The organism is Hymenobacter sp. M1-2 (genome assembly GCF_057808495.1).
Genome location: NZ_JBTYZO010000001.1, coordinates 129,822 through 153,459, shown reverse-complemented (window position 1 = coordinate 153,459; position 23,638 = coordinate 129,822). Strand labels below are relative to the sequence as shown.

The window sequence follows — 23,638 nt, the reverse complement described above, 5'->3', positions numbered from 1 at the left end:
GAGAGAATTTTGCGGCATTCTGGGTGCTAGGCGCAGCCCAGGCCACCGGCCGCTGTGTTACTTTTGAGTGATGTTCACTGCTTTTCTCCATCGCCTTCTTGACAGCCTGCGTTACGCCACGCTGGCTAGCTACGCCTGGGAGAAGCCGCGGCTGCTGCTATTGATCGGCGCCATCCCGTTGCTGTTCGTGGGCCGTTGGCTGCTGGCGTACCGCCGGCGCAGCAAGTTGGGCGTGGCTTTCGTGCAGGGCCAGGGCCGCCGCGACTGGAGCGCCATCTTGCGTTTTGTGCCCGACTTGGTGCTGGCGCTCAGCCTGGCATTTGCGGTAGTGGCGCTGGCCCGCCCCCAACGCACTGACGAGCGGGTGGTACAGTCGGGCGAAGGAATCGACATTCTACTGGTGCTGGACGTATCGGGCTCGATGGAGCTGGGCGATTTGCAGCCCAACCGCCTGGAAGCCGCCAAGCGCGTGGCCCGCGAGTTCGTGGATGGCCGCCAGGGCGACCGGCTTGGGCTGGTTGTGTTTGCCGGCGACGCCTATTCCCTGGCCCCGCTCACCACCGACTACGAGCTGCTGCGCGAAAGCCTCGACGGGCTCAAGCTGGGCATGATTGCCAACGACGGCACGGCCATTGGCACGGCGCTGGGCGTGGCTACCAACCGCCTGCGCAACTCCCGCAGCCGCAGCCGCGTGTGCATCCTGCTCTCCGACGGCGAAAACACGGCCGGCAGCCTCGACCCGCTTACCGCCGCCCGCCTGGCCCACGCCTACGGCCTGAAAATCTACACTATCGGTCTAGGCCAGGATGGCACCGTGCCCTTCGGCCGCGACGAGCTTGGTCGCCCGCGCTACGTAGAAACCCGCCTCGACGAAACCGCTATGCGCCAGATTGCCGCCGCCGGCGACGGTCAGTTTTTCCGCGCCACCGACAACAACGCGCTCCGCCAGATTTTCCGGCGCATCAACCAGTACGAGAAGTCCGAAATCAAGCAAACCCGCTTCCGCAACACCAAAGACTATTACCGCATCTACTTGTTTTGGTGCCTGGGTCTGTGGCTGCTGTGGCTGGGTCTGAAAAACACTTTCTTAACCAATGCGCTGGAAGACTGAGGGCCTAGAGTCTAGTGCTTAGTGCATGGTGCTTAGGCTAATGGTTCGGAGAAGCCTTTTCTGCGGTGTGGCGCTTGCTTTCGCGGGTCTGGCTTTTCCGTTGGATGAATTAACTGTAACAAGGGATAAGCTGTTGCTTACGAATTCTCTTTTGCCAGAACCGGCTTGTTCCGTGTCATTGGAACAGCAGCGCAATCAACCTAATCAGCGTCAATCAGTGATTTCTGAGAACCTCCACTTCTTCCAACGCCAGCTCGAAGGCACCGGCTGCCGCCTCGTCACGGTCACGAAAACGCACTCGGTCGAAAAGCTGCGGGAAGCTTACGATGCCGGCGCCCGGCTCTTCGGCGAAAACAAGGTGCAGGAAATGGCTGCCAAACAGCCTGAGCTGCCCACTGATATCGAGTGGCACCTTATTGGGCACCTGCAAACCAATAAGGTGAAGTACATCGCGCCTTTCGTGCATACCATCCAAAGCATCGACAGCCTGAAGCTGCTGCTGGAAATCGAGAAGCAGGCCGCCAAACACGGCCGCGTGGTGCGGGGACTATTGCAGTTTCATATTGCCGCCGAAGACACCAAAACCGGTCTTTCATTGCCCGAAGCTGAAGAAATTCTGCAATCCGAAGCCTTCCGCAACTTGCGCCACGTGCGCCTCACTGGCGTCATGGGCATTGCCACCAACACCCCCGAAGAGACTCAGCTCCGCCAGGAGTTTCGCGAGCTACGCGGCTATTTCGAGCACCTCAAGGCCCGTTACTTCGCTGATGCCGATGATTTCCGGGAGATTTCGATGGGCATGAGCGCCGACTACCGCCTCGCCATCGAAGAAGGTAGCACGCTCATCCGGGTAGGCAGCGCCATCTTTGGCAGCCGAAACTACTCTTCTCAATGAAGAATTGGGAATGAAGAATGAGGAATTGGCAGACGCAAGTTTGGTGTCAATGAGCGTAAGCCTCAGCAAGTTCTTCCTTTTTCAACCCAACTCTTCATTCTTCATTCTTCATTCTTCATTCAACAAAACATGACTGCCCGATTGATTTTGCAACTCGCTGCCCTGTTGGGCGGACTAGGCGTGGCTATTGGCGCCTTTGGCGCGCACGGTTTGCGCCCCATGCTGGAAGCCTCCAGCCGCTTCGACACGTTTGAAACGGCGGTGCGCTATCAGTTCTATCATACGCTGGCCCTTCTTGCCGTGGGCATCTTGCTCCAAGCTCGACCCGAGCTACGACTACTCAGCACCACTGCTTGGCTGTGGCTGGGCGGCGTGCTCCTTTTCAGCGGCTCGCTGTACGCGCTGTGCTTCACTGGCATTACCAAGCTCGGAGCCGTAGCGCCCATCGGTGGCCTGTTGCTGATTGGAGGCTGGATTACGTTGCTGCTAGCTAGCCGGCAGCTGTAGAGGCGTCGAAACGTGAAAGCAGATCTTAGCACGATGTACTTGCGCCGGGCTTAAACTCTGGGCTAAGGAACAGTATGCAGAGTCATCTGACATCACGCAAAAAAGGCGGCCCGCTCTGCGCGGACCGCCTTTTCACTTTCTAAACCACGAATCTTTACGATTTCTTGGCTTTAGCTTTCATCTTGTTGTCGTCGGCTTTCACCTTCACTTTGGCGTCCTTGTCGGTCGTGGCGGCCGATTCCGTTTTCTCTGCTGCCGTGGCGGGAGCAGCTGGAGCAGCTTCCTTCACTTCACCTACCAGCGAAACCATGGCATTGCCGCCGGCTGAGTTGGATTCCACGGTCAGCACCTTGTTCTGAATACCCATTTTGCCAGCCGTGTTGAAGTTGGCCGTGATGGTACCGGATTTTCCGGGCAGCACTGGGTCTTTGGTCCACTCTGGGGTGGTGCAGCCGCAGCTTACGCCAATGTTGGAAATGACTAGCGGTGCGGTACCGGTGTTCTTGAACTTGAACACGTGCTTCACCACTTCGCCCTGCTTGGCGCTGCCGAAGTCGTACTTCATCTCTTCAAACTGGATCTGCGGGCCAGCTACTTTTTCCTGCGCGTTGGCGGGTTTTACGGCAGCCGTTTGAGCTTGAGCGGCAAAACCAGCGCAGGCCAGCGACAGAGCCAGTACAAGTGCTTTTTTCATGAGAAGGCGTAGTTATGGTGTTGGAGAAAACAAAAATACACGTTTTGTGGGGCGGGGCAATTTAAGGGCTAGTTTTCTATTCCGCCGGTGAAGGACGCATGAAGACAGACACCTAAGCCCGGCAGCTTGTTCCAAATCAGGTACTTAAAACAAACCCAGAACAAGCAAAGACCTGTCCTGGGCGTGATTTGTGCAGTAAGCTTGGAGCGAACAGAGCCTAGCCTTTGAACTCTTTCGAGTACGGGAACTGCCGCGAGGCTTTGCGCATGATGGTGGTGACGATGGTATTGGTGTCGCTGCCGAAGCCGCGCGAGAGGCTCTTGTCGTATTTCCAAAGCAGTTCGCCCGATTTACCATCGTGAATATTGATGAGCAGCTTGCCGGTGTTGGTTGGGCCACTCACTCCCACAACCAGGCTCAGCGCAACAGCCGCCCCGTTCGACATGGGCTGCGTGCTAGCAAAGGTGCCCGAAATGATGCCGTCTACTCCCAGTAGCGCGGCTAGTTGCTCCGGCGTTTGGGTGGCTATCTGCTCTGGCGTGAGGCCGCTTTGGGCCAGCAGCGCGTTGGTACGGGCGGGGTCCTGCACATCCACGGTAAGGTTGTTGGAAGCCTTCTGCTTCAGGAAATATGAGTGCAGCGCTTGCTGTACGTCAAGACCTTCACGCTGCTCCAAACGAGCCACGCCTTCGGGGCCGCCATTCTTCGCCACTTCGTTCGGGCGCAGCTGTAACTTCACGGCAAAGGGCAGCACGGCCAGGATCTTGTGCGCCTGGGCCAGCGTTCGGAAGTTGTTGTTGGTGTAGATTTCGCGCGTCTGAGCCAGAGTAACCAGGGGCGTCGATGCAAGCAGCAACAAGGCGAATAACAGTTTTTTCATGAGGGTAAAGAGTGTGAGATGAGAGAGTGTGACGAGCCTCTTTTTCAGGGCTCGAACGGCGCTCAACTAACATCATGCCAAACGCATATTTAGTAGTGCCTTTCTCCTACTCCATTACACTTTTCTCATTTGCCCCGGCTCGTGTTCACCATCCAGAGCACTCAACCTTCGCTCTTCTCCGCCAGCAGCTTAGGATTGAAATTCAGCAGAAACAACTTCTCCGAAGCCCGCGTGACGGCCGTGTAGAGCCAGCGCGCAAATTCTGAATTCACCATGTCCTCCTTCAGAAAGCCGTGGTCCACGAACACGGCTTGCCACTGCCCACCCTGCGCTTTGTGGCAAGTGAGAGCGTAAGCAAATTTCACTTGTAGCGCGTTCAGAAACGGGTCTTTGCGCAAGGCCGCAGTACGCTCCTTCTTGGTATCGAGGTGGTTGTAATCTTCGCTCACCGCGTCGTAGAGGGCTTTGTTCCGGTCGGCGGGCAGGGCAGGGCTTTCGGTGTGCAGCGTGTCGAGCAGGAGCTTGATTTCCAGGTCGGGCTCGTCGGGATAGTCTACGAACCGCACGCGGGCATCGGCAAAGCGGAAGCCGAACTCCTCCGTACGCCGGATGATTTTCACCACCTGCACGAAGTCGCCATTGGCCAAAAAGCCCATTTCCGAGTCCTTGGGCAGCCAGTAGTAGTTGTTGCGCACCACCATCAGGTAATCGCCCGACTCAATCTCGTCTTCGGCCTCGAACAGCACCCGCCGGATGTACTGGTTGTACTGGTTGGCGTTCTTGTTGGAGCGGCAGATGATAGTGGTATTCTCGTGCCCGAAGTTCTTGTAGGCCCAGCGCAGACCATCCTCCAGCTTGTCGCCGTTCATCTGGAATAGGTCGGGGTAGCCGCGGGTGTGGAACTGAATATTGGGTTGCTCCTGCCGCAGTTCCTCGCGCAACACGGTGGCGTTCATCAGAATACCAGACTGCTCGGCCTGGCGCATTACCTGCCGCAGCTCTACTCCATCGACGGTGGCGCGGAAACGGTGGCGCAGCAGTTCCGGGTCGAGGGCGGGAGAGAGCAGCTGGCCCACGGGCGGCAGCTGGGCCGTGTCGCCGATGAGCAGCAGCCGGTTCGTCGGCTTCTCGAACACGTAGTTGAGTAGGTCGTCGAGCAAGCCAGTTTCCCCGAAGGCTTTCTCGTCGGAAATCATCGAGGCTTCATCCACGATGAAGAGTGTGTCCTGAACTCGATTGGGCTGGCGCTGGAACGAGAGGCTTTGGCTAGGTGTGCCGGAGGTTTGGCGGTAGATTTTCTTGTGAATGGTGCTGGCTGGCACGCCGGCGTAGGCGCTCATCACTTTGGCGGCGCGGCCGGTAGGAGCCATCAGCACATACTTGCGGCCGAATTTGTGCAGCCACTGCACCAGCGCGCTCACCACGGTGGTTTTGCCGGTGCCCGCGTAGCCGCGCAGCACAAAAGCCTTACGCCCCGGCAGCTCATCTTTCAAAAAACCATCGAGCTTTTGAAACAGCGTAGCCTGGTCCTGAGTGGGTTCGTAGGGAAAATAGTCGCGGACAGAAGGGGTTCGGATGGAAATCATATGCGGGAACAAAGCTAGAGCTAAAAGCTAGCTCCCCTCCTTTTTTAAGGAGGGGTTGAGGGTGGTTAAGGTCGTTGTTGATCTAACAGTCGATTAACTGGCTGAGCTTGGAAAACGAAATGCCTGTCGAATAGCTTCCAATACAAACTCTAGCTGTTCAAACACCATTCTATTCTCAAAACGCACCACCCGAATCAACATAGTTTGTAGAAAAGCAGTGCGTTTGGTGTCCAAAGCTTCTCCCGAGACTGTGAAATGACCTTGCCCGTCCAGCTCCACCGCCAACCGTTCGGCGGGGCAATAGAAATCGAGTACATAATTTCCTACGCTATGCTGCCTTCGAAACTTGCGGCCGTTTAGTTGGCTGTTTTGCAACGCCCGCCATAATGCTGCCTCCGCAGGTGTGAGGCTTTCGCGTAGTGCTTTTCGAGTGTTCTTCAGTTCGGGGCGGTTGTGTTGAGTCGTTTCCATTGTGCTTAAGATAGACGCAGACGATTGAACCACCCCTAGCCCCTCCTTAAAAAAGGAGGGGAGCTAGTTTTCTTGCTCTAGCCTTAACATTCTAGTCTTGCGGCTCTATCACCGCCATTGTCGTGGTTGCTTTTGCAATCAGCAGCTCATCGCACCACACTTCCGACTCGCAAAAGTGCAGGCGGCGGCCAGCTTTGAGCACCCACCCTACGGCGCGCAGCTTTTGGCCCACGCCGGGATGCAGGTAGCTGGTTTTTAGCTCCACCGTCACTACTCCCGTCCCGTCGGGCACGAGTGTGACAGCGGCAAAACCGGCCACGAGGTCGGCCATAGTAGCTACGAGGCCGCCGTGCGCGAAACCGGTGTGCTGCTGGTGCTGCTCTTGCAGCGTTACTTCGGCTTCCACCCGGCCCGGCTCAATACGAGTGAGGTCGGCGCCAATGAGATGCATGAAGTGCTGGCGCGTGAGCTTACGGCGGATGCGGGCTTCGAGCGAGTCGGATGTATTCATTGGTTTTTGGTTGTTCGTTTTTAGTTGTTGGTGATTTGTTTTGGATATTAAAGCTGTGGACGCAGTATAGCAGTATACTAAAACTATTGGCCTTAGCGATTACCCAAACAACGAAAAGCCAGCAACCAAAAACGAACAACCAAAAACCAATATGCAGCCACAGGAATATCTTTTGAGCGGGGCGCTGGGTTTGGCGCTGGCGGCGTGCAGCGGCTTTCGAGTGTTTGTGCCGCTGCTGGCCGCCAGCCTCGCCTACCGTACCGGACTGCTTCAGCCGTCGGCCGGTTTCGCGTGGCTTGGTTCTTGGGCGGCGGTGGGCGTACTGGGTACCGCCACAGTCGCCGAAATCCTGGGCTACTATTTCCCAGTGGTCGATAACGTGCTGGACACTCTTACGACGCCCGCCTCCTTTATTGCGGGCACCGTGCTCATGACGGCCACCTTGCCCGACCTCGACCCCGTGTTGCGCTGGGGACTGGGCATCTTGGTGGGTGGCGGCACGGCCGGACTGGTTCAGACGGGCACCGCCGTGCTGCGCGCGGGCTCCACGGCCGCCACCGGCGGCCTGGGCAATCCGGTACTGGCTACCGCCGAAAATTCCTTGGCCATTATAGGCTCGGTGTTGGCCTTGCTATTACCGGTGCTGGCGGCTGGTCTCGTGCTCGGGTTGGTGCTGTATATTGGCACTCGCCTGCGCCGCTGGCGGCAGCGCCGCGCCGCGCGTCGTACGTCGGCAGTAGTGCTACCCAAAGGCTGATTGGGTTTTGCCTAGCTTCGCCGCATGGATGTAGATTCTTCCTCCGCTCGTGAACTCCTCAATGCCTATGCCGGCCGGGTACGGCTGCGCGTGTGTGGCTTGCTGGTGCACGACGATACGCTGCTGCTGACGGCTCACCGGGGCCTGCTGCCCAATGATGCTCCGTTTTGGTCGCCGCCCGGCGGGGGCTGGCAGTTTGGCGAAACTATTCAGGATTGTTTGCGCCGGGAGTTTCGGGAAGAAACTGGTTTGGCTATCACGGTAGGCCGGTTTTTGCACTTGCACGAGTACAAAAGCAACGACTTGCAGGCGCTGGAGCTGTTTTTTGAGGTGCAGCCGCTAGATCTCACCGCCGTGCCCCGCCTCGGCACCGACCCCGAACACGGCCCGCAGCAGCAACTGCTTACGGAACTGGCTTTCGTAGCCCCCGCCCAATTAGTGCGCCTGCCCGCCGCGCAAGTGCACCCGGTGCTGCGCCAGATTATCAGCACTGACGACGTATTTATTCCGCAGGTGCGGTTTCAGAAATAACGGCGCGCAAGAACCGGCCGACTGACTGGCGTGCATAGCTGGCTTTGTTACCTTTGTTGTCCTCGGTTATCTGGTTCTGCCACTTCTGCTCGTGTCTCCCGCTTCTCTCGTCTCTGCTGTGCCCACACCTTCTTCCCTTTCTATTCCCACAGTGCTGCACCGCCTGCGTGATGAAACTTTGACGCCGGAAAATCTAGCAGCCTATAATCTTTACCTCACGGCTGGGCCGGCGGGCTTACGCATCGGTGTTGTCGACGTGCGCCGCAATAAGTTTGTGGTGCTGGAAGATTATGCGCCGCAGGCGGCCACTTCGCTGGGCGGGCAGTTGCAGGCCCTAGCCGTCGAACACGATTTACTGGGCCAAACGGGTTGGAACCGCGTACGGCTGGCCGTGCAAAACCGCCACTTCACGTTGCTGCCCGCGCCGCTATTCCGGCTTGGCGACGAAGCCGCTTACCTCCGTTTACATCATCAGGTAGATGCCCATCACGAAACGGTGCACGCCTACACGCACTCTGGGCAGGAGCTAGTGAGCATCTTCGCCGCGGAGAAAATGCTGGCCGACTGGTTTCGGGCCACCTATCCGACGGGCACGCTCCTGCACCAAACCAGCACCTTGCTCGAAGGCCTCATGCACCAAAGCGACCCTGCGGCTCCCCGACGCCTTTACTTGAGCATCGGCCACTTGGAGGTGACCATCGTGGTGGTGCGGGACAAGCGGCCGGAGTTCTGCAACGTCTTCGCCTTCAGCTCCCCCGAAGACCTGATCTACTACACTATCCTCGTGATGCAGGAGTTGCAGCTTAATCCTGACCAGGACCCAGTCGTGGTGTGGGGTGACTTGATGCATGACTCTGAGCTATTTACCATTCTGCGCAAGTACATCCGCCACATCAAGTTCGGCAACCGCCCTTTCGACCTTGGTTATAGCTACCGCCTCAACGAGCTATTTGAGTATCGCTTTTTCGAGCTCTACAGCCTACATCTCTGTGAGTAATTCTGAATGATGAATTCTGAATTTGCGGTGGGGAAGTCAAATGCCGTACGTGATAAATTATTTTCCTTCGCCCAGCAGGTCATGCAGGTGTATAAATAGCATCTTCCTCACGAGCAAAAGCACTCTGCCCGAACCCAATTCGTAATTCAGCATTTCTAATTCAGAATTGATGAACATCGCCCTATTTCCCGGCTCCTTCGACCCATTTACTAATGGCCACCTTGATGTGGTGCGGCGGGGTGCCACGCTGTTTGATGAGGTGATTATCGCCATCGGCAACAACAGCAGCAAGAGTCGCTACCTGCCCGTGGAGCAGATGACCGAAATGATAGCCGAAGTGTTTCGCGACGAGCCGCGCGTATCGGTGCGCTCCTACAAGGGCCTCACTGCCGACTACGCCCGCGAAATAGGCGCCCGGTTTCTGCTGCGCGGCCTGCGCAACACCACCGATTTCGAGTACGAAAACACCATCGCGCAGGCCAACCGCCACGTCAATCCGGAGCTGGAAACGGTGTTCCTCATCACCTCCCCTACGCTAGCCGCCATCAGCAGCACCATCATCCGCGAAATCCACCGCTTCGGCGGCAACGTCGACGACTTCGTTCCCTTCAAGCTGCCACCGTTTGGGAATTAAAAATTGAGAATTAAAATTGGCCATTCAACATCCCGCTTGTGGGTCATTGAATGGCCATTCTTAATTCTCAATTTTTAATTTGAGACGCGGGGGCGGCACCGGTGACTTCGCTCAGGTAGTGGCGCATGACTAGCGCGATGCTGGCGTATGACTTGTTGAGGACGGCCAGGGCTTCCTGGGGCGTCATCCAGCGCACTTCTTCGATGTATTCTTCGGCCTGGGGCTTCATCAGCGAGTCGTCGAGGCAGCGCATGATGTACCAGTTAGTTTTCTTCAGGATTTTGTTGCCGTTATAGGCGTAGGAGTGCCAAGTACTGGGCAGTTTGTCGCCGAGGTCCACCTTGATGTTGCATTCTTCTTCCACTTCGCGCAAGGCACCTTGGCCGGGGTCTTCATCTTTTTTGAGCTTGCCCTTCGGCAAATCCCACTTGCCAAGCCGATAGATCATCAGCACCCGGCCATCTTTTACTACGAGGCCACCCGCCGCTTTCACGATGCGGAACTGGTCTTTGAGGTGCAGAATGAGACGCTTTTTCTTGCGGGCCAGCATCGTGAGCGAGGTCAGCTTCTTCAGCTTCTTCACCTCCATCAGCCGCAACAGCCGATCCACGAATACATCCGTGGCGTCGCGCACGAGTACGTCACCAACCAAGTCTTTCGAGGTAAACTCGTCTTCCGGGTTCAGGATGAGGTCGTACTTATGCTTGTACACTTTATCGCTGTATTTTTTGATAATCAGCGGAATATCGTTGATGAAGACGTTCATCGCGGGGCAATCAGAGAGGCAACAATGGGGAACTAGGACCGGTCTGCCGCAAAACACAGCATAAATCTTCGCAAACGAAAACGCATCGTATGAGACGGGCAAGATACGGGATGCATATGGTTGTGTTGTCGCGCAACGTGATTAGAAGCCGGAAGCTGGCCGCCGAAGTGCGCCGGAAATCACACCGCTGAAGCCTGTCTTTCGCGTATCAATGCGAAAACGGCGTCTCACGTATTATTCAGGTACTTCGGCAGCAGGATCTCAGCAGAGTGTTTTCGTGCCTCCTCGCCCCTCGCCTATTCTACCTTTACCCCATGAAAAAAATCGGCCTGCTCTCCGACACCCATAGTTACCTCGACGACCGAATTCTGCACCATCTCCAGGGCTGCGACGAAATCTGGCACGCCGGCGACTTCGGCAACAGCGCCGTGGTGGAAACCCTCATGGAGCTGGCTCCGCTGCGGGGCGTGTACGGCAACATTGATGGCCGCGACGTGCGCGACACGCAACCATTGGTGCAATCTTTCGAGTTGGAGGGCTTGCACGTGCTCATGACGCACATTGGTGGCTATCCGGGTCATTACAGCCCGGCCGCCCGGCCGTTGTTGCAACAAGAGCGGCCGGGGCTGTTTATCAGCGGCCATTCGCACATTCTCAAAGTCATGCCCGACCCTCGGCTGCACTTGCTGCACCTCAATCCTGGGGCCGCCGGCCGCCATGGCTTCCATAAGGTGCGCACCTTGCTACGCTTTGCGGTGGCCGATGGCAAGGTGCAGCAGTTGCAAGCCGTAGAGCTAGGGCCGAAATAAGTAGCACGCTGTCAGTCAACTCTCATGGTTTTGCCAGTCAGACTTTGGTAAAGCATTCGTCTGTCTCACTTCTCATATCCCACTGTCTCAGCTCTTTCCACTCAACAAAAAAGCGTCTTCCCCTTACGGGAAAGACGCTTTGAAATTCTGACTGGAGCCCACCGACACCGGGGGTTGGGATGCCAGACGGGCGGGTTTAGGCGGCCGTCGTGGCTTCGGGCTTGCTGAAGCGGGCCTTCAGTTCTTCAATGTCCACGTTCTTGAGAACGGGCGTGAGGAGGAGTTGCTTGATAACGCGCTGCTTGTTGTTGGCGCGGGCAATGTTCTTGCGGTGTTTCCGCTTCAGACGAGTGACGCTCATTTTTTTCCGGGTCGGTTTAGGTCTTTCTGTAAATGAGGGGCAAAAGTAACGACTAAATTTGACACCGGGAAACCTTTCCCGCTTTTCGCCTCCCTGCTCATGCCCGATTCCGTTATCGACCTGCGCTCCGACACCGTGACGCGCCCCACTCCTGCCATGCTGGAAGCTATGTTCCAGGCCCGCGTCGGCGACGACGTATACGAAGAAGACCCTACCGTGCGCGCGCTGGAACAGGAAACCGCCGCCCGTTTCGGGCTGGAAGCCGGCCTGTTCTGTCCCTCCGGCACCATGACCAACCAAATTGCCATCAAGGCCCACACCGAGCCGATGTCGGAGGTGATTTGTGAGCAGAACTCGCACATCTACCTTTGGGAAGTAGGCGGTATCGCGTTTCACTCGGGCGCATCGGTGGCGCTGCTGCCGGGCGAGCGGGGCCGCCTCACGGCCGCCCAGGTAGAAGCCGCCATCCGCCCCGACAACATTCACTACCCGCCCACGCGCCTCATCAGCCTCGAAAACACCCACAACCGCGGTGGCGGCAGCTGCTACGAGTTGGCGGAGTTGGAGGCCATTGCGGAAGTAGCCCGCCGCCACCGCATCCCGCTACACCTCGACGGCGCGCGCGTCTTCAACGCCTTGGTAGCCACTGGCCAGTCGGCGGCGGAATACGGCCGCTTGTTCGATACTATTTCGGTGTGTTTCTCCAAGGGGCTGGGCACGCCGGTTGGGTCGGTGCTGCTGGGCAGCCAGGAGTTCATCCAGAAAACCAAACGCATCCGCAAGGTGATGGGCGGCGGCATGCGGCAAGCGGGCTACCTGGCTGCCGCGGGCCTCTACGCCTTGGAACACAACGTAGAGCGTCTCCGCGATGACCACCGCCGGGCCCGGCAGCTAAGCGCTACGTTGCAGGCCCAATCCTACGTGGCCGAGGTGCTGCCCGTAGAAACCAACCTCGTCATTTTCCGGCTGCGCTCCGAAATGCTGGCCGAAAATTTTCTTGCTCACCTGGAACAGGAAGGCATCCGCGCCGCCGCGTTTGGGCCCCAAACCATTCGATTTGTAACCCATCTGGATATAGGCGACGCCATGCTGACGCGCGTAGAAACAGCTCTGCGGCATCTGGCTTCGTAAGCTTAGAAAGCCTTTCTTCGACTAGAAATTCAAGCCCCACCGACTCTCAGGATTTCAGTCCCGGGAGCCGGTGGGCGAAGCAGATAGCCTAGTTAGGAACCGTAGAATGGCTCTGCATAGCGTTGACTTTGTTTTGCCTTATAGATTCTCTCTATCAGACTTACCATGAATGTGTTTGCTATTGGCGATGTGCACGGCTGTTTGCACACGTTTCGGGAGTTGCTGGGGCACTGGCGGCCAGCTACAGAATTGCTTGTGCAAGTCGGCGACCTAGTAGACCGGGGTAACTACAGCCCGGAGTGCGTGGCGCTGGCCATCAAATTAGAAGCCCGCCACCCCGGCCAAACGGTGTTTCTACGCGGCAACCACGAGCATGAGCTGCTACGGCACTACGGTCCGGCGGGCCCCAACCCCAACTGGCTGCGCTGGGGCGGCCGCAGCACCGTGCAACAGTACGAAGCCCATTCGGAACTGCTGGAACCGCACCTAGCGTGGCTGACTCAACGGCCGCTGTTCTGGGGAAATAAGCATCTGCTCATCAGCCACGCCGGTTTTGCCAATACCTCCAATCCACTCGACGAGGAAGACCCTGATGGCGTGCTCTGGCGGCGCGGACCGTTGCGCAACGTGGGCAAATTGCAGGTTATCGGCCACACGCCCACCGAGGGCGAACCAACTTTCGAGCCCACGGGCAATGCCCTGACTATTGATACTGGAGCATATCTGGGCCAGTATCTGACCGGAGTGCGGCTATCCGCTACGGGTGAGGTGCTGGAACAAGTGCCAATTGCCACCCACGACAACGATATTGCAGCCCCGTAAGCGGGTAGCTTTCTGTCCGCTCTTTTTGCCGACCTTCGCCCATGCCTGCTGCCCCCCGCAAACCCGCCTTCCCTCCTACCACCGCCCCCACTGACACCACCGCGGCGGCCGTCGCGCACCTTTCGCAGGCCGACCCCGTGTTGGCTGGTATCATCAGCCGGGGGCGGCCCATTCAGCCTTCGGCCCACGAAGATCTGTACCTGGCGCTGCTTCGGGCCATTGTGAGTCAGCAGATTTCCACTAAAGCCGCGGCGGCCATTTGGCGCAAAGTGCAGGCCCTGTTTCCGCCCGATGGCTACCCCGAGCCGCTGGCGCTGACTGCGATGACCGATGAAGACCTGCGCACGGCCGGTATTTCGCGTCAGAAAGCTGGCTACCTGCGCGCCATTGCCGATTTCGCCCTGCGCGACCAGCTTGACCACGCCCACCTCAGCCAACTCTCCGAAGACGATTTCACGCGCCACCTTACCCAGATAAAAGGTGTGGGCCGCTGGACCGCCCAAATGCTCCAGATGTTTGCCCTGGACCAGCCCGACGTTTTCGCGGAAGGTGACTTGGGCGTGCAAAACGCCATGCGCAAGCACTACAATCTGTCAGAAACCGGCCGCGCCTTGCTCAAGCGCATGACCGAAATTGCCGAACCCTGGCGCCCTTACCGGAGCCTCGCCTGCAAATATCTGTGGCAGTCGTTGGATAACACGCCAGCGCCGGAGCAATAGCAATGTTGGTGGCTCTAGCGGCCTGGAGTTCCCAGGGCTGAAGCCCTGGGCTACGTAGCGTTGCGGTGTTTCCTCTAAATAGTCCAGGGTTTCAACCCTGGGTTCGGGCGCCTGGGTCGTTCAACCTCAGCAACGAAACGCGAAGCTGGAGCTTCGCGCTACTGCTACTCCTTTTCTGCTTTCTCGGCTGCTTCGGCTTTGCGGGCGTCGTGCATAGCGAAGGCTATGGCGATGAAGATGCCTAGAAATGGCAGCACAAACCCAACCAGCAGCCAGCGAAACAACGACCGATTATACATGTGTGCGATATAGGCCGTGACCAAGGCCGAGAACAGACACACGAAAAACAAGCTGACAACTAACGCAAATCCATCCATTACCTTCTATTGTCTTAAGAAACTGGCCAGAAGTAAATGGATCTGCTTTTCAGCGCATAAACTAACTTCTCACCTCTCACTTCTAAGCACCCATTAGCGCACCTTGCCGCGTTTCACCAAATACGCATACAGTACCTTATCAAACGGCTCCCGGATATCGACGGGCACGAAATCTATCTTATACTGCCCGCAGCGCAACGCTAGTTCCTGCTCGTACTGGCGCATGGCTGTGCGGTATTGCTCCCGTACCTGGGCCGGCTGAAGCTTCACCGTTTCACCCGTTTCGATGTCCTCAAATAGATACGGCCGGTCCTGAAACGCAAAGTCTGATTCGGTGGCGCGGTCCATGATGTGGAACAGCAGCACCTCGTGGTGCTGGTGGCGCAGGTGCTGCAAAGCGGCTAGCGTGGCCGTTTGTTCCTCGGGCGCCCGGCCTAGCATGTCGGAGAACAGAATCACCAATGAGCGTTTCGGAATCTGCTGCGCGATGGCGTGAATGACGCTCGACACATCCGTGGTAACGCGCGCTGCGGCCGCCGGACGCTCCAGCAAGTGTTGCAGCGTGAGCAGCAGCGTGTGGCGGTGGGTGCTGGTGGAGCGCACCGGCGTTTGCAGCTCTATCTGATTGGCGAAAGTGACCAAACCCACGGCGTCGCGCTGTTTCTGGAGAAGCGTAGTGAGAGCCGCTGCGCACAGCACCGCAAACCGTAGCTTGTCGTGGCTAGGCTCGGGGTAATACATACTCGGGCTCACGTCGAGGAGCAGGTGGCAGCGCAGGTTGGTTTCTTCCTCGTAGCGCTTCACGAAAAGCTTATCGGTGCGGGCAAACACCTTCCAGTCGAGGTTGCGCGTGCTTTCGCCGGGGTTGTAGAGCCGGTGCTCCGAAAACTCCACCGAAAAGCCGTGGTACGGCGACTGGTGTAAGCCGGTAATAAACCCTTCTACCAGCTGACGGGCCAGAAATTCCAGGTTTTCGAACGAACGAACGGCAGCTAAATCGAGCGGTTGAGCCATAGCAACAAAAGAAAGAGAAACAGCGATACGCAGCCAAAGAAACAAAGAAGCCAGCAAGGCGGCAGTGGCCGAGCCAGAATCGGTTATAATCCAGCTTCAGACTCAACTACTCGCCGCTGCTAGCCGTTCCCGGGAGTGTTAGGTAAGAGAATCAAAACCTGCTCTATACGCATATTTAAGGGCTTGCATAAAAAAGGCAGAAGCAAATTTTTTATATCTGCCGCAGTAGTTGTACTTTGGCTTGAAATTCAACCATCTTGGAATAATAAAACTTTACAGAAGGCACCGTGGAAGAACGTCACGACCAAGAAGAAATCTACTCTCAACGTATTAAGGCAGGCAAGCGCACGTACTTCTTCGACGTGAAAGCCACCCGCGGCCAGGATTACTACCTGACCATCACCGAGAGCAAACGCAAGCTCCGCGACGACGACACGTTCTCGTACGAAAAACACAAGATTTTCCTCTACAAGGAAGATTTTTTGAAGTTTGTCGATGCCCTTCAAGACGCCGTGGAATATGTGCGGGAGGAGTTGCTAACTCCCGAAGAGGTAGCCGAGTTGGACCGGCCGCGTCCCACGTACGAAGGCGAAAACGGTCTTAGCGCCAACCGCGCCGACGACAACTACTAACCCCTAACGCCTAGCGAAACAAACCTTACGCACACCTATTTGCCGCACGGCGCGCCTGGCTTCGGTCACGGCGCGCCGTTGTGTTTTACGCGCCTTTATACCGCATCATCTTATCTGTCATGCTGAGCTTGCGAAGGACCCTGTGAAATAAGAACGACTTGCGGGTTTCGCTCGACCAGAAAAACAATCCACGCTCAGGGTAAGCCCTAGACAGAATAACAAGAGGAACACAACCTCAGAAGCCTCGCGCACGACGCAGCAAGAGAGGTTGTTTTAGCCCGTGCTTTCCCCGAAAAAGCCCCGTACCTTTGCCCCCGCTTTGGTCTTCCCGTCCAATTCGCTCATCCACTCATTCAGTCATTCACTCCCTATGGGTCTCCGCTGCGGTATCGTCGGCCTGCCAAACGTCGGCAAATCCACGCTTTTCAACGCTCTTTCTAATGCCAAGGCCGAATCGGCCAACTATCCGTTCTGCACCATCGAGCCAAACGTGGGCGTGATTACCGTGCCCGACCCGCGCCTCACCGTGCTGGAAGAAATTGTGAAGCCGGAGCGCGTGGTGCCCACCATTATTGAATTCGTGGACATTGCTGGTTTGGTGAAAGGCGCCAGCAAGGGCGAAGGCCTCGGTAACAAGTTCCTGGCCAACATCCGCGAGGTAGACGCCGTCATCCACGTAGTCCGCTGCTTCGACGACCCCAACATCGTGCACGTAGCGGGCGGCGTAGATCCGGTGTTCGACAAGGATATAATTGACACGGAGCTGCAACTGAAAGACCTGGAGAGCATCGATAAGAAGCTGGCCAAATCGGAGCGCTCCGCCAAGGCCGGCGACGCAAAAGCCAAGAAGGAAGTAGCGGCGCTGCAACGTTTCAAAGACCACCTCGAAGCCGGCAACAACGCCCGCTCTCTCCAAGCCACCGAGGAAGAGCTGGAAGCCGTGGAAGATTTGCAGCTGCTCACCATCAAGCCCGTTATCTACGTGGCGAACGTGGACGAAGGCAGCATCGCAACCAACGGCAACGCTTACGTGGAAGCTCTGCGTGAACACGTGAAGGGCGAAAACGCGCAGGTTGTTATCGTGTCGGCAGCCATTGAGTCGCAGATTGCGGAGATGGATGACCCGGAAGAAAAGGCGCTATTTCTGAGCGAATACGGCCTCACGGAGTCGGGCCTGAACAAGCTGATCCGCGCTTCGTACGAGTTGCTGAACCTGATTACCTACTTCACGGCCGGCGTGAAAGAAGTACGCGCCTGGACCGTACACCGTGGCGACAAGGCCCCCGCCGCCGCTGGCGTCATCCACTCCGATTTCGAGAAGGGCTTTATTCGCGCCGAGGTTATCAAGCTGGCCGATTACGAGCAGTACCGCACGGAAGCCAAGATCAAGGAAGCCGGCAAAATGGCCGTCGAAGGCAAAGAATACGTGGTGCAGGACGGCGACATCATGCACTTCCGCTTTAACGTCTGATCACGGATTAGCGCGGATTTTAACGGATTTCACGGATTTTGTGGACGGCGTGGTTTTGCAAATTCCGCGCAGCGGTTGGTAGGATCACTGGTTGCTGAACGGCACTGCCGCAAACTTGCGCGGCTACTCAGAAAGCAAACGCCCCGGCCGGTATTCGGTCGGGGCGTTTGCTGTTCCAAGCACTTTTACGTTATGGCGCTGTTTGTAAAAAAATCCGTCGCCACGTAATACGTCCGTCACTTTTATCTGACGGCCGCTTTCGAGGAATGACAGTTCTGAAAACCACTCCAATGCTTTTTCATTGGAACAACGCATCTACCGCAATTTCTACCCCACTAGCGGGGTCCCGCAACGTACCCGCTGAAAACGTAGTTACCGGCTGGCCCGGCAGAAACAAGTGAATAGTTTTGATGAAAGGCACCAACAGCCAAGCCGACTGCGTCCCACCGGCCAGCAATACTTTGACAATTTTAGTGGCCAACGAATCGAAGGATTGCGTGGGTGACAACACTTCAATTGCCGTAATGGGCGGATTGGGATAGTAGATGATATCTTCTTGCCAATTGTAGTTCTGTTTTGGTAGGATTGACACGTCGGGCTTTACCCGGCCCGTTGCTAATTCAAACTCAAGCTCTGGCAAAATATCGTATTGATGCTCGTATTGCGACAACAACAGACAAAGCCGCCCCGTCAAGCGAGCGTGGTTTAAGGACATAGTTTTTTCTAGAGGAACTTCAGTCTCAATAATCTCAACGGCTTGCGTATTCATACCAACGGACGCTTTTTTCAAATATACTTTATTTCCCCACCACCTTATACAGCATTCCGGCGCTTAGGCGGTCGGTGGTTTTCATGCCGTTGAGGATAGCTAGTTCCTCGTGGCGTTTGGCGGGGATGCCGTTGGCAGTGAGGGCGGCAGATAGTGTCTGGGCGGTTTTGGCGGTTTTGATGCGTACTCGCTCGGGCTGGCGGTTGAGTTTACTGGCATCCGTGAGGCGCGAGAAACCCTGGGCCACGCGCTGAATCTCTGGGCCGTAAGTGCTCATGGTTTGCGGCGCGCTCAAGCCGATGAGGGCGTAGAGCGTTTTGCCGTCCTGAATGATGTAGGACAACGTGTTGGCCGTAATAGCCTGCTGGCCCGACTGATCTTGGCCTACTTGGTCGCCTTGAATGGTGATGGCCGGGAAGCTGTTGATGGTGGTGCGGCTGGCCTGCGGCGACTGAAGCTTGAGTTGCTCGGCGAGACTTTGGGCCGCCGCTTCCAACGTGCCATTGCCGGCGGTAGTCAGCACAATCATGGCTTTGCCGTTGGGCTCAGCCATTTGAAACTGTTGAGGCGAGTTCTGCGACTTCCAGCCGCTGGGTACCGGAAACTGGAATTTCAGATCGGGATGGTAGAACGCGCCACCTTCCACGAAGCCCTGGCGCGGGTCTTCGCCGTAGGTCAGGCCTTCCAGCATCTTCAAGTAAGAATCCCGATTGACGCTGAGGCTGCGGCCACCGGCATTCTGCTTGGCTTGAGCGGCAAGCTGTTTCACGGTCTGGTAACGGTCGGCGGAGTTGGGGTGCGTGCTGAAGAAGTCGGGTGTGGCTCCTGCGCCGCTTGCATCTTGCTCTCGCTGAAGCGTGAGGAAGAAATCGGCCATTTGCGACGCATCGTAGCCGATTTTAGTGGAATAGGTGACGCCCAGCTTATCGGATTCGCGCTCGGCGTCGCGGCCATATTTGAGAAACACCAGCCCCACCCCCTGCGAAAGAGGCTGCGCAATCTGGGCCACGCGCTTCGACAAGATGGAACCGAGCAGCAGAGCGCCAGAAGCCAGCGTGGAGCGCGTCTGCTGCTTTTCGCCGTGGCGCGCCGTGATGTGGCCGATTTCGTGGCCGAGCACCCCGGCAAACTGCGCCTCATTGTTGAAGTGCGCCATGATGCCGCGCGTGAAATACACGTTGCCATCGGGCGCAGCAAAGGCGTTGATTACCGGCGAATCGACGATGGTGAAGTTGTAGCCGTAGTCGGCGCGATTGGATACGGCGGCCATCTGCTGGCCTTTCTGCTGAATGAAACGCTGCATGGTCGGGTTTTCCAACAGACCAAATTGCGCTATCACCTGCGGATCGGGCTTTTTAGCCTGGGCCGGGGCCAGCTTGGGGTTCGATACGAAAGCTGTGGAGCTGGCCAGGGGCAGCAACAACGCCAGCGCAGCAGCGCCCCGCAGGCGACGAAAAGAAGGGAGAGACATAGAAGAACGGAACGAGTGGAGCCGCCGGAGCGGCATTCAAGCCTGCAACGAACTCAACTAGGCTAAAGGTTGCGCGGTTGTATTTCATTACCAACCTAGGGTGTGGAGTCAGTCAAAGTAGCTGTTCAACGTAAGATCGTCATGCAAAGCCAGAGGCCAGGCATGACGATCTTGCTGCTGACTGTTCATTCACTTCATACACAAGAGTGGTGCCACTACAAAAAGCAGCAACCTAAAGCCTGCCTGTGTGCCCGTAAACCTATTAGCGTCGCTGATTTACATTGAGGCTTTGGTAGCCGATGAGCAGATCGGCGCGGGTGCCCGGCGGGCGGTAATATACTAGCAGGTCGTATTGGTTTTCGGTTTCTTGGTGGCTGCCTTCCCATGCCACACTGTTCGGCCCTTGGGGTGTTTGCGTGGCGTAGATGTAGTTGTAGTAGCCTTGCTTGAGCAGGGCGCGGCCGGTGTAGAGTTGCTTCTCCGCGTCGTAGGTGAGTTTGAACTCGTCTTTGAACTGCCAGTCGGTGAGGGCGCCGAGCACGTACACGGGGCTGGCGGCGGGCTGCTCGGCTTTCAGCTGAAAGGTGGTTTCGAGGTAGTCGGCGTTGGTGGCGCCATTGCCGTACTCGCGGCTCTCAAACACGCGCTGGCCGTTGATGTCGTCGAATTGCGTGTAGCCTTGGCCATTGCGGGAGCCATCGAGTTGCAGCAGCGCCTGCCGGGGCGAGGCATTGGCATCGAGCTGGGCCACCCCGATGCCGAGGTTGCGGAAGGTGCGCAGGTCGAAGAAGCGGAACTCGCTCAGGGCCGGGAAGGCGTTTTCGAAATTGAAATACTGGTAGTCGAGCTGCCGGTCGGCGTCGCGCACGAAGGTAGGGCGCAGGTTGTACTTGGCGTTGTCCCAGCGAAAATTCTGGCGCAGCACCACCTTCACCTCCTGCGCCGGGTTCACCAGCTGCGTGTTGTAGCGAATACCAAAATCGACCTGCTGCAAAGTGTACCGCTCCTGCCCGGCCACCGGAATGCCCTGTTTCATCGAAATCTGCACGCTGTTGTCGTACACCAGCAGGCGGCGGCTCAGCAGCGGCGTGCCGCCGGGGCTTTGCACGATGAGCAGGTAATTGCCGCTCAGTTTCACGCGTGGCACCTGCATGCGGTAGTGGTAGTAGGGCACTTTGGTGTTGACGGAGGTACGGTAATTGGTGATGAGAAACTCGTTTATCTCGCTCAAAAACTGCATATCCGTCAGGATGGACGGTTTCCAGTCCACGTCGCAGTGCACGAGCTTGGCCGTGAGCCGCTGGCTTTGGTCGCCGAGCACGTCGAACTCCAGCGTAATAGGCTGCTCTTGGCTTAGGGGCAACACGGGCGGCGTGAATATCTCGTTGGTCGAGCCCGAGGCCACGTAGCACTGCACGCTGCGCACGTTAGAATCGTAGACGTAATCCTGGTAGCGCAGGGTTTTATCGGCGTAATATTCGGTGGCCGGAGCTTGGCCCGTGGTGGCCGGTCGGCGGGCCGCGTTAGGGTCGGTGATGGGCGTACCGAGTGGAACGCAGGCCGTGGCGAGAAGCAGCAGGAGAATGGGAGAAAGGAGACGCATACCGCGAATGTACGGTCTGTGGGCTGTCCGAGGATACCCAACACATGCCTTATACAGCCAATTCAAACAGTATGCTTCCAGCTGTTATTATGTGGTAGCTGTTGGTGCCAGGGTGGCTTTTCTGCTATTCCAGTCCAAGAAACGGTAATATCTACTTAATGGTGAACCCAACTTTGAGCGTTGGTAATGAACAAGCTGAGATAAGCGTCAGCAGTAGAAAACAATTGAATCCAAGTAGCAGCGGTGGAGGGGCGAGGGCAACCACGGAGGCAAGTAACATTAAGGTCACCGCCTGGTAATCGACCCTTAACAAAGAGGTAAAACAGGCACAATAATGCGAATCTAACTTGCGGCCTCATCCTACACCCTAACCCCTTACTATGAAACACACACCTACTCTCCTAGTAGCCGCTCTGCTAGGTGGCGGGCAAGTCCTGGCTCAGGCCCCTTGTGCTACCCTGCCAAACGATTACATCAGCAACTTCACTTCGGTGCTACCGTCTGCGCAGCCAGAGGGTTTGCGTATTCCTTCCACCCACACGTTCCAAATGCTGGTGCAAGGCGGCACGCCTTACTCCACGCAAGGCAGCGGCAATGTGAAGGAGTCGTTTGACTTTACGGGCTATGTGCCCGTCGGCACTGGTACGAGCAGCACCAACGGCTACCTGTCCATCAACCACGAAGGCTCGTCGGCGGCCACGTCGGGGGTGAGCATCTTGGACTTGAGCTTTAACGCGACCACGAAGCTGTGGAACGTAACGGCCAAAAATCCCGTGAACTTCGGGCCGGTGGTGGGTACCTACAACAACTGCTCGGGTGGCACCACGCCCTGGAACACCATCATCACCTGCGAGGAGAATACGCCTACCGCCGCCGCGGACGTAACGGACACCAATGGCGACAGCTACTTCGACTTCGGCTGGAACGTGGAACTGGACCCAGCTACCCGCGCCGTAAAAGACCAGGATGGCAACGGCACTCCCGATAAGCTCTGGCGCATGGGCCGTTTCAAGCACGAAAACGTAGCCGTAGCCCCCGACCGCCGGACGGTGTATGAAGGCGCCGATGAAGGTGCTGATTTCAGCTTCGTCTATAAATATGTAGCCAATACGGCCGGTCAGCTTGCGCAAGGCAACCTGTACGTCCTGAAGCTGGACGGCAATGGTCCTGTTGGTACCGCCTCTACCGGCACCTGGATTCAGGTTCCGAACACCACGCCAGTAGAGTGCAACACCACCGCCGCCACCGCCCGGGCCTTGGGCGCCACTAGCTTCAATGGCGTAGAAGACATCGAAATCAACCCGGTAAACGGCCAGGTTTACTTCACCGCCAAAGGTCCTGGTACTACGTATCGTTTCACTGATTCTGGGGCCACTGGCACTACTATTTCCGGCTTCGAAGTATTCGTGGGCAACTCGCCCAACGTGCCCAACCAAGCCTACACCATCAATTACGGCGCTGGCACCGTGTCGGAGCCCTGGGGAGGCGGCAACGATAACCTGACCTTCGACTCGAAAGGCAACCTGTACGTGTTGCAGGACGGCAGCCGCAACCACGTATGGTTGGTAAAGCCTTGCCACACGCAGGCCAACCCGGCCGTCGAGCTGTTTGCCGTAACGCCCAACGGTTGCGAGCCGACCGGCATGACCTTCTCTCCTGACGAGAAGTTCATCTTCATCTCCATCCAGAATCCGAGTGCGATGAACACCCTCGCCACGGTGGATGCCGCGGGCCAATCGGTGGTCTTCAACAAGTCGACGGCCATCGTAATTGCCCGCCGCGGCGACCTAGGCAACGCGCTTGGCACGGCTACAGGCAAAGCTGAGCTGGCCAAAGCCGACGTATACCCGAACCCAGTAAGCGGCGGTGCCAACCTGACGGTAGAGCTGACGCACGGCAAGAAAGAAGCCGCCACGCTGCAAGTATTCAACAGCATCGGCGCCCGCGTATTGGAGCAGTCGGCGGTACTGAGCCAGGGTGTAAACAGCCTCAACATACCAGTTGGCAAGCTGCAAGGCGGCCACTACAACCTGGTTATCAAAACGGCTACCACTACGACTACCCGTCCGTTCATTAAGCAGTGAGGCCCAGCCGATTTCTCTTTCTGACCATCTTAAGT

General features: G+C 57.1%; 26 protein-coding genes. 14 read left to right on the top strand and 12 right to left on the bottom strand.

What is annotated here, in order from left to right:
* The first annotated feature begins 70 nt into the window (after positions 1-70).
* The 3 genes from ACYSMN_RS00715 (at position 71) to ACYSMN_RS00705 (ending at position 2,513) form a co-directional block, all read left to right on the top strand.
* Positions 71-1,111 carry a vWA domain-containing protein gene (locus ACYSMN_RS00715; RefSeq protein WP_488921907.1) on the top strand — a complete coding sequence of 347 codons (1,041 nt, stop codon included), beginning with the start codon at positions 71-73 and terminating at the stop codon, positions 1,109-1,111.
* Between the two features lie 217 nt (positions 1,112-1,328).
* The gene (locus ACYSMN_RS00710; protein WP_488921906.1) at positions 1,329-2,006 is read left to right on the top strand and encodes a YggS family pyridoxal phosphate-dependent enzyme; all 678 of its coding nucleotides are present in this window, start codon (positions 1,329-1,331) and stop codon (positions 2,004-2,006) included.
* Positions 2,007-2,135: 129 nt separating this feature from the next.
* Complete coding sequence (locus tag ACYSMN_RS00705; RefSeq protein ID WP_488921905.1) at positions 2,136-2,513, top strand: DUF423 domain-containing protein; 378 nt, start codon at positions 2,136-2,138, stop codon at positions 2,511-2,513.
* A 154-nt stretch (positions 2,514-2,667) separates the two neighbouring features.
* Here ACYSMN_RS00705 and ACYSMN_RS00700 read toward each other — a convergent pair whose 3' ends face one another.
* From ACYSMN_RS00700 to ACYSMN_RS00680, 5 genes are all read right to left on the bottom strand, one after another.
* Positions 2,668-3,207, bottom strand: coding sequence for a DUF1573 domain-containing protein (locus tag ACYSMN_RS00700; RefSeq protein ID WP_488921904.1), 540 nt, complete (start codon positions 3,205-3,207; stop codon positions 2,668-2,670).
* 217 nt (positions 3,208-3,424) lie between these two features.
* Complete coding sequence (locus tag ACYSMN_RS00695) at positions 3,425-4,087, bottom strand: DUF4136 domain-containing protein (protein ID WP_488921903.1); 663 nt, start codon at positions 4,085-4,087, stop codon at positions 3,425-3,427.
* 161 nt (positions 4,088-4,248) lie between these two features.
* On the bottom strand, positions 4,249-5,673 hold the full coding sequence (locus ACYSMN_RS00690) for an ATP-dependent DNA helicase (RefSeq protein ID WP_488921902.1): 1,425 nt from the start codon (positions 5,671-5,673) through the stop codon (positions 4,249-4,251).
* Between the two features lie 93 nt (positions 5,674-5,766).
* Complete coding sequence (locus tag ACYSMN_RS00685) at positions 5,767-6,144, bottom strand: endonuclease domain-containing protein (RefSeq protein ID WP_488921901.1); 378 nt, start codon at positions 6,142-6,144, stop codon at positions 5,767-5,769.
* 91 nt (positions 6,145-6,235) lie between these two features.
* Positions 6,236-6,655 (bottom strand): PaaI family thioesterase, encoded by a 420-nt coding sequence (locus ACYSMN_RS00680; protein ID WP_488921900.1) that lies wholly within the window; start codon positions 6,653-6,655, stop codon positions 6,236-6,238.
* A 151-nt stretch (positions 6,656-6,806) separates the two neighbouring features.
* Between ACYSMN_RS00680 and ACYSMN_RS00675 the strand changes: the two genes are divergently transcribed.
* The 4 genes from ACYSMN_RS00675 to coaD all read left to right on the top strand — a co-directional run bounded on the left by ACYSMN_RS00675 (position 6,807) and on the right by coaD (position 9,574).
* Positions 6,807-7,412 carry a DUF4126 domain-containing protein gene (locus ACYSMN_RS00675; RefSeq protein WP_488921899.1) on the top strand — a complete coding sequence of 202 codons (606 nt, stop codon included), beginning with the start codon at positions 6,807-6,809 and terminating at the stop codon, positions 7,410-7,412.
* Positions 7,413-7,436: 24 nt separating this feature from the next.
* Positions 7,437-7,943: an NUDIX domain-containing protein gene (locus ACYSMN_RS00670; RefSeq protein ID WP_488921898.1), complete on the top strand. Its 507-nt coding sequence runs from the start codon at positions 7,437-7,439 to the stop codon at positions 7,941-7,943.
* A 91-nt stretch (positions 7,944-8,034) separates the two neighbouring features.
* Entirely contained in the window at positions 8,035-8,940 is a 906-nt protein-coding gene (locus tag ACYSMN_RS00665; RefSeq protein WP_488921897.1) for a DUF3822 family protein, read from the top strand.
* Between the two features lie 166 nt (positions 8,941-9,106).
* A complete protein-coding gene (gene coaD, locus ACYSMN_RS00660; RefSeq protein ID WP_488921896.1) occupies positions 9,107-9,574 on the top strand; it encodes a pantetheine-phosphate adenylyltransferase in 468 nt (155 codons plus the stop codon).
* 67 nt (positions 9,575-9,641) lie between these two features.
* Here coaD and ACYSMN_RS00655 read toward each other — a convergent pair whose 3' ends face one another.
* Complete coding sequence (locus ACYSMN_RS00655) at positions 9,642-10,340, bottom strand: NUDIX hydrolase (RefSeq protein WP_488921895.1); 699 nt, start codon at positions 10,338-10,340, stop codon at positions 9,642-9,644.
* 314 nt (positions 10,341-10,654) lie between these two features.
* On the opposite strand from ACYSMN_RS00655, the gene ACYSMN_RS00650 reads away from it, so the two are divergent.
* Positions 10,655-11,149 carry a metallophosphoesterase family protein gene (locus tag ACYSMN_RS00650; RefSeq protein WP_488921894.1) on the top strand — a complete coding sequence of 165 codons (495 nt, stop codon included), beginning with the start codon at positions 10,655-10,657 and terminating at the stop codon, positions 11,147-11,149.
* 196 nt (positions 11,150-11,345) lie between these two features.
* Here the strand turns inward: ACYSMN_RS00650 and ACYSMN_RS00645 are convergent, their stop codons facing one another.
* Complete coding sequence (locus ACYSMN_RS00645; RefSeq protein WP_488921893.1) at positions 11,346-11,510, bottom strand: hypothetical protein; 165 nt, start codon at positions 11,508-11,510, stop codon at positions 11,346-11,348.
* A gap of 99 nt (positions 11,511-11,609) precedes the next feature.
* Between ACYSMN_RS00645 and ltaE the strand changes: the two genes are divergently transcribed.
* The 3 genes from ltaE (at position 11,610) to ACYSMN_RS00630 (ending at position 14,182) form a co-directional block, all read left to right on the top strand.
* The gene (ltaE, locus tag ACYSMN_RS00640; protein ID WP_488921892.1) at positions 11,610-12,641 is read left to right on the top strand and encodes a low-specificity L-threonine aldolase; all 1,032 of its coding nucleotides are present in this window, start codon (positions 11,610-11,612) and stop codon (positions 12,639-12,641) included.
* Between the two features lie 165 nt (positions 12,642-12,806).
* Complete coding sequence (locus tag ACYSMN_RS00635; RefSeq protein WP_488921891.1) at positions 12,807-13,463, top strand: metallophosphoesterase family protein; 657 nt, start codon at positions 12,807-12,809, stop codon at positions 13,461-13,463.
* A gap of 41 nt (positions 13,464-13,504) precedes the next feature.
* Positions 13,505-14,182, top strand: a complete 678-nt coding sequence (locus ACYSMN_RS00630) for a DNA-3-methyladenine glycosylase family protein (protein WP_488921890.1) — start codon at positions 13,505-13,507, stop codon at positions 14,180-14,182.
* A 164-nt stretch (positions 14,183-14,346) separates the two neighbouring features.
* On the opposite strand, the gene ACYSMN_RS00625 is transcribed toward ACYSMN_RS00630, so the two are convergent.
* Entirely contained in the window at positions 14,347-14,481 is a 135-nt protein-coding gene (locus ACYSMN_RS00625) for a hypothetical protein (RefSeq protein ID WP_488921889.1), read from the bottom strand.
* Between the two features lie 171 nt (positions 14,482-14,652).
* The gene (locus tag ACYSMN_RS00620; protein WP_488921888.1) at positions 14,653-15,573 is read right to left on the bottom strand and encodes a DUF58 domain-containing protein; all 921 of its coding nucleotides are present in this window, start codon (positions 15,571-15,573) and stop codon (positions 14,653-14,655) included.
* 287 nt (positions 15,574-15,860) lie between these two features.
* Here ACYSMN_RS00620 and ACYSMN_RS00615 point away from each other — a divergent pair, with 287 nt between their 5' ends.
* Complete coding sequence (locus ACYSMN_RS00615; RefSeq protein WP_488921887.1) at positions 15,861-16,205, top strand: DUF3276 family protein; 345 nt, start codon at positions 15,861-15,863, stop codon at positions 16,203-16,205.
* Between the two features lie 370 nt (positions 16,206-16,575).
* Positions 16,576-17,676 (top strand): redox-regulated ATPase YchF, encoded by a 1,101-nt coding sequence (gene ychF, locus ACYSMN_RS00610; RefSeq protein WP_488921886.1) that lies wholly within the window; start codon positions 16,576-16,578, stop codon positions 17,674-17,676.
* A 298-nt stretch (positions 17,677-17,974) separates the two neighbouring features.
* Here the strand turns inward: ychF and ACYSMN_RS00605 are convergent, their stop codons facing one another.
* From ACYSMN_RS00605 to ACYSMN_RS00595, 3 genes are all read right to left on the bottom strand, one after another.
* The gene (locus ACYSMN_RS00605; protein WP_488921885.1) at positions 17,975-18,445 is read right to left on the bottom strand and encodes a Uma2 family endonuclease; all 471 of its coding nucleotides are present in this window, start codon (positions 18,443-18,445) and stop codon (positions 17,975-17,977) included.
* A gap of 28 nt (positions 18,446-18,473) precedes the next feature.
* On the bottom strand, positions 18,474-19,916 hold the full coding sequence (locus ACYSMN_RS00600; protein WP_488921884.1) for a M48 family metalloprotease: 1,443 nt from the start codon (positions 19,914-19,916) through the stop codon (positions 18,474-18,476).
* 262 nt (positions 19,917-20,178) lie between these two features.
* Entirely contained in the window at positions 20,179-21,519 is a 1,341-nt protein-coding gene (locus tag ACYSMN_RS00595; RefSeq protein ID WP_488921883.1) for a type IX secretion system plug protein, read from the bottom strand.
* Between the two features lie 380 nt (positions 21,520-21,899).
* Between ACYSMN_RS00595 and ACYSMN_RS00590 the strand changes: the two genes are divergently transcribed.
* On the top strand, positions 21,900-23,603 hold the full coding sequence (locus ACYSMN_RS00590; protein ID WP_488921882.1) for an alkaline phosphatase PhoX: 1,704 nt from the start codon (positions 21,900-21,902) through the stop codon (positions 23,601-23,603).
* Positions 23,604-23,638: the final 35 nt, after the last annotated feature.

Bases quoted from the DNA above. Each gene is read 5' to 3' on its own strand.
- ACYSMN_RS00715 (WP_488921907.1), top strand. From the start codon at position 71: ATGTTCACTGCTTTTCTCCATCGCCTTCTTGACAGCCTGCGTTACGCC.
- ACYSMN_RS00705 (WP_488921905.1), top strand. From the start codon at position 2,136: ATGACTGCCCGATTGATTTTGCAACTCGCTGCCCTGTTGGGCGGACTA.
- ACYSMN_RS00700 (WP_488921904.1), bottom strand. From the start codon at position 3,207: ATGAAAAAAGCACTTGTACTGGCTCTGTCGCTGGCCTGCGCTGGTTTT.
- ACYSMN_RS00695 (WP_488921903.1), bottom strand. From the start codon at position 4,087: ATGAAAAAACTGTTATTCGCCTTGTTGCTGCTTGCATCGACGCCCCTG.
- ACYSMN_RS00690 (WP_488921902.1), bottom strand. From the start codon at position 5,673: ATGATTTCCATCCGAACCCCTTCTGTCCGCGACTATTTTCCCTACGAA.
- ACYSMN_RS00685 (WP_488921901.1), bottom strand. From the start codon at position 6,144: ATGGAAACGACTCAACACAACCGCCCCGAACTGAAGAACACTCGAAAA.
- ACYSMN_RS00680 (WP_488921900.1), bottom strand. From the start codon at position 6,655: ATGAATACATCCGACTCGCTCGAAGCCCGCATCCGCCGTAAGCTCACG.
- ACYSMN_RS00675 (WP_488921899.1), top strand. From the start codon at position 6,807: ATGCAGCCACAGGAATATCTTTTGAGCGGGGCGCTGGGTTTGGCGCTG.
- ACYSMN_RS00670 (WP_488921898.1), top strand. From the start codon at position 7,437: ATGGATGTAGATTCTTCCTCCGCTCGTGAACTCCTCAATGCCTATGCC.
- ACYSMN_RS00655 (WP_488921895.1), bottom strand. From the start codon at position 10,340: ATGAACGTCTTCATCAACGATATTCCGCTGATTATCAAAAAATACAGC.
- ACYSMN_RS00650 (WP_488921894.1), top strand. From the start codon at position 10,655: ATGAAAAAAATCGGCCTGCTCTCCGACACCCATAGTTACCTCGACGAC.
- ACYSMN_RS00645 (WP_488921893.1), bottom strand. From the start codon at position 11,510: ATGAGCGTCACTCGTCTGAAGCGGAAACACCGCAAGAACATTGCCCGC.
- ltaE (WP_488921892.1), top strand. From the start codon at position 11,610: ATGCCCGATTCCGTTATCGACCTGCGCTCCGACACCGTGACGCGCCCC.
- ACYSMN_RS00635 (WP_488921891.1), top strand. From the start codon at position 12,807: ATGAATGTGTTTGCTATTGGCGATGTGCACGGCTGTTTGCACACGTTT.
- ACYSMN_RS00630 (WP_488921890.1), top strand. From the start codon at position 13,505: ATGCCTGCTGCCCCCCGCAAACCCGCCTTCCCTCCTACCACCGCCCCC.
- ACYSMN_RS00625 (WP_488921889.1), bottom strand. From the start codon at position 14,481: ATGTATAATCGGTCGTTGTTTCGCTGGCTGCTGGTTGGGTTTGTGCTG.
- ACYSMN_RS00620 (WP_488921888.1), bottom strand. From the start codon at position 15,573: ATGGCTCAACCGCTCGATTTAGCTGCCGTTCGTTCGTTCGAAAACCTG.
- ychF (WP_488921886.1), top strand. From the start codon at position 16,576: ATGGGTCTCCGCTGCGGTATCGTCGGCCTGCCAAACGTCGGCAAATCC.
- ACYSMN_RS00605 (WP_488921885.1), bottom strand. From the start codon at position 18,445: ATGAATACGCAAGCCGTTGAGATTATTGAGACTGAAGTTCCTCTAGAA.
- ACYSMN_RS00600 (WP_488921884.1), bottom strand. From the start codon at position 19,916: ATGTCTCTCCCTTCTTTTCGTCGCCTGCGGGGCGCTGCTGCGCTGGCG.
- ACYSMN_RS00595 (WP_488921883.1), bottom strand. From the start codon at position 21,519: ATGCGTCTCCTTTCTCCCATTCTCCTGCTGCTTCTCGCCACGGCCTGC.
- ACYSMN_RS00590 (WP_488921882.1), top strand. From the start codon at position 21,900: ATGAAACACACACCTACTCTCCTAGTAGCCGCTCTGCTAGGTGGCGGG.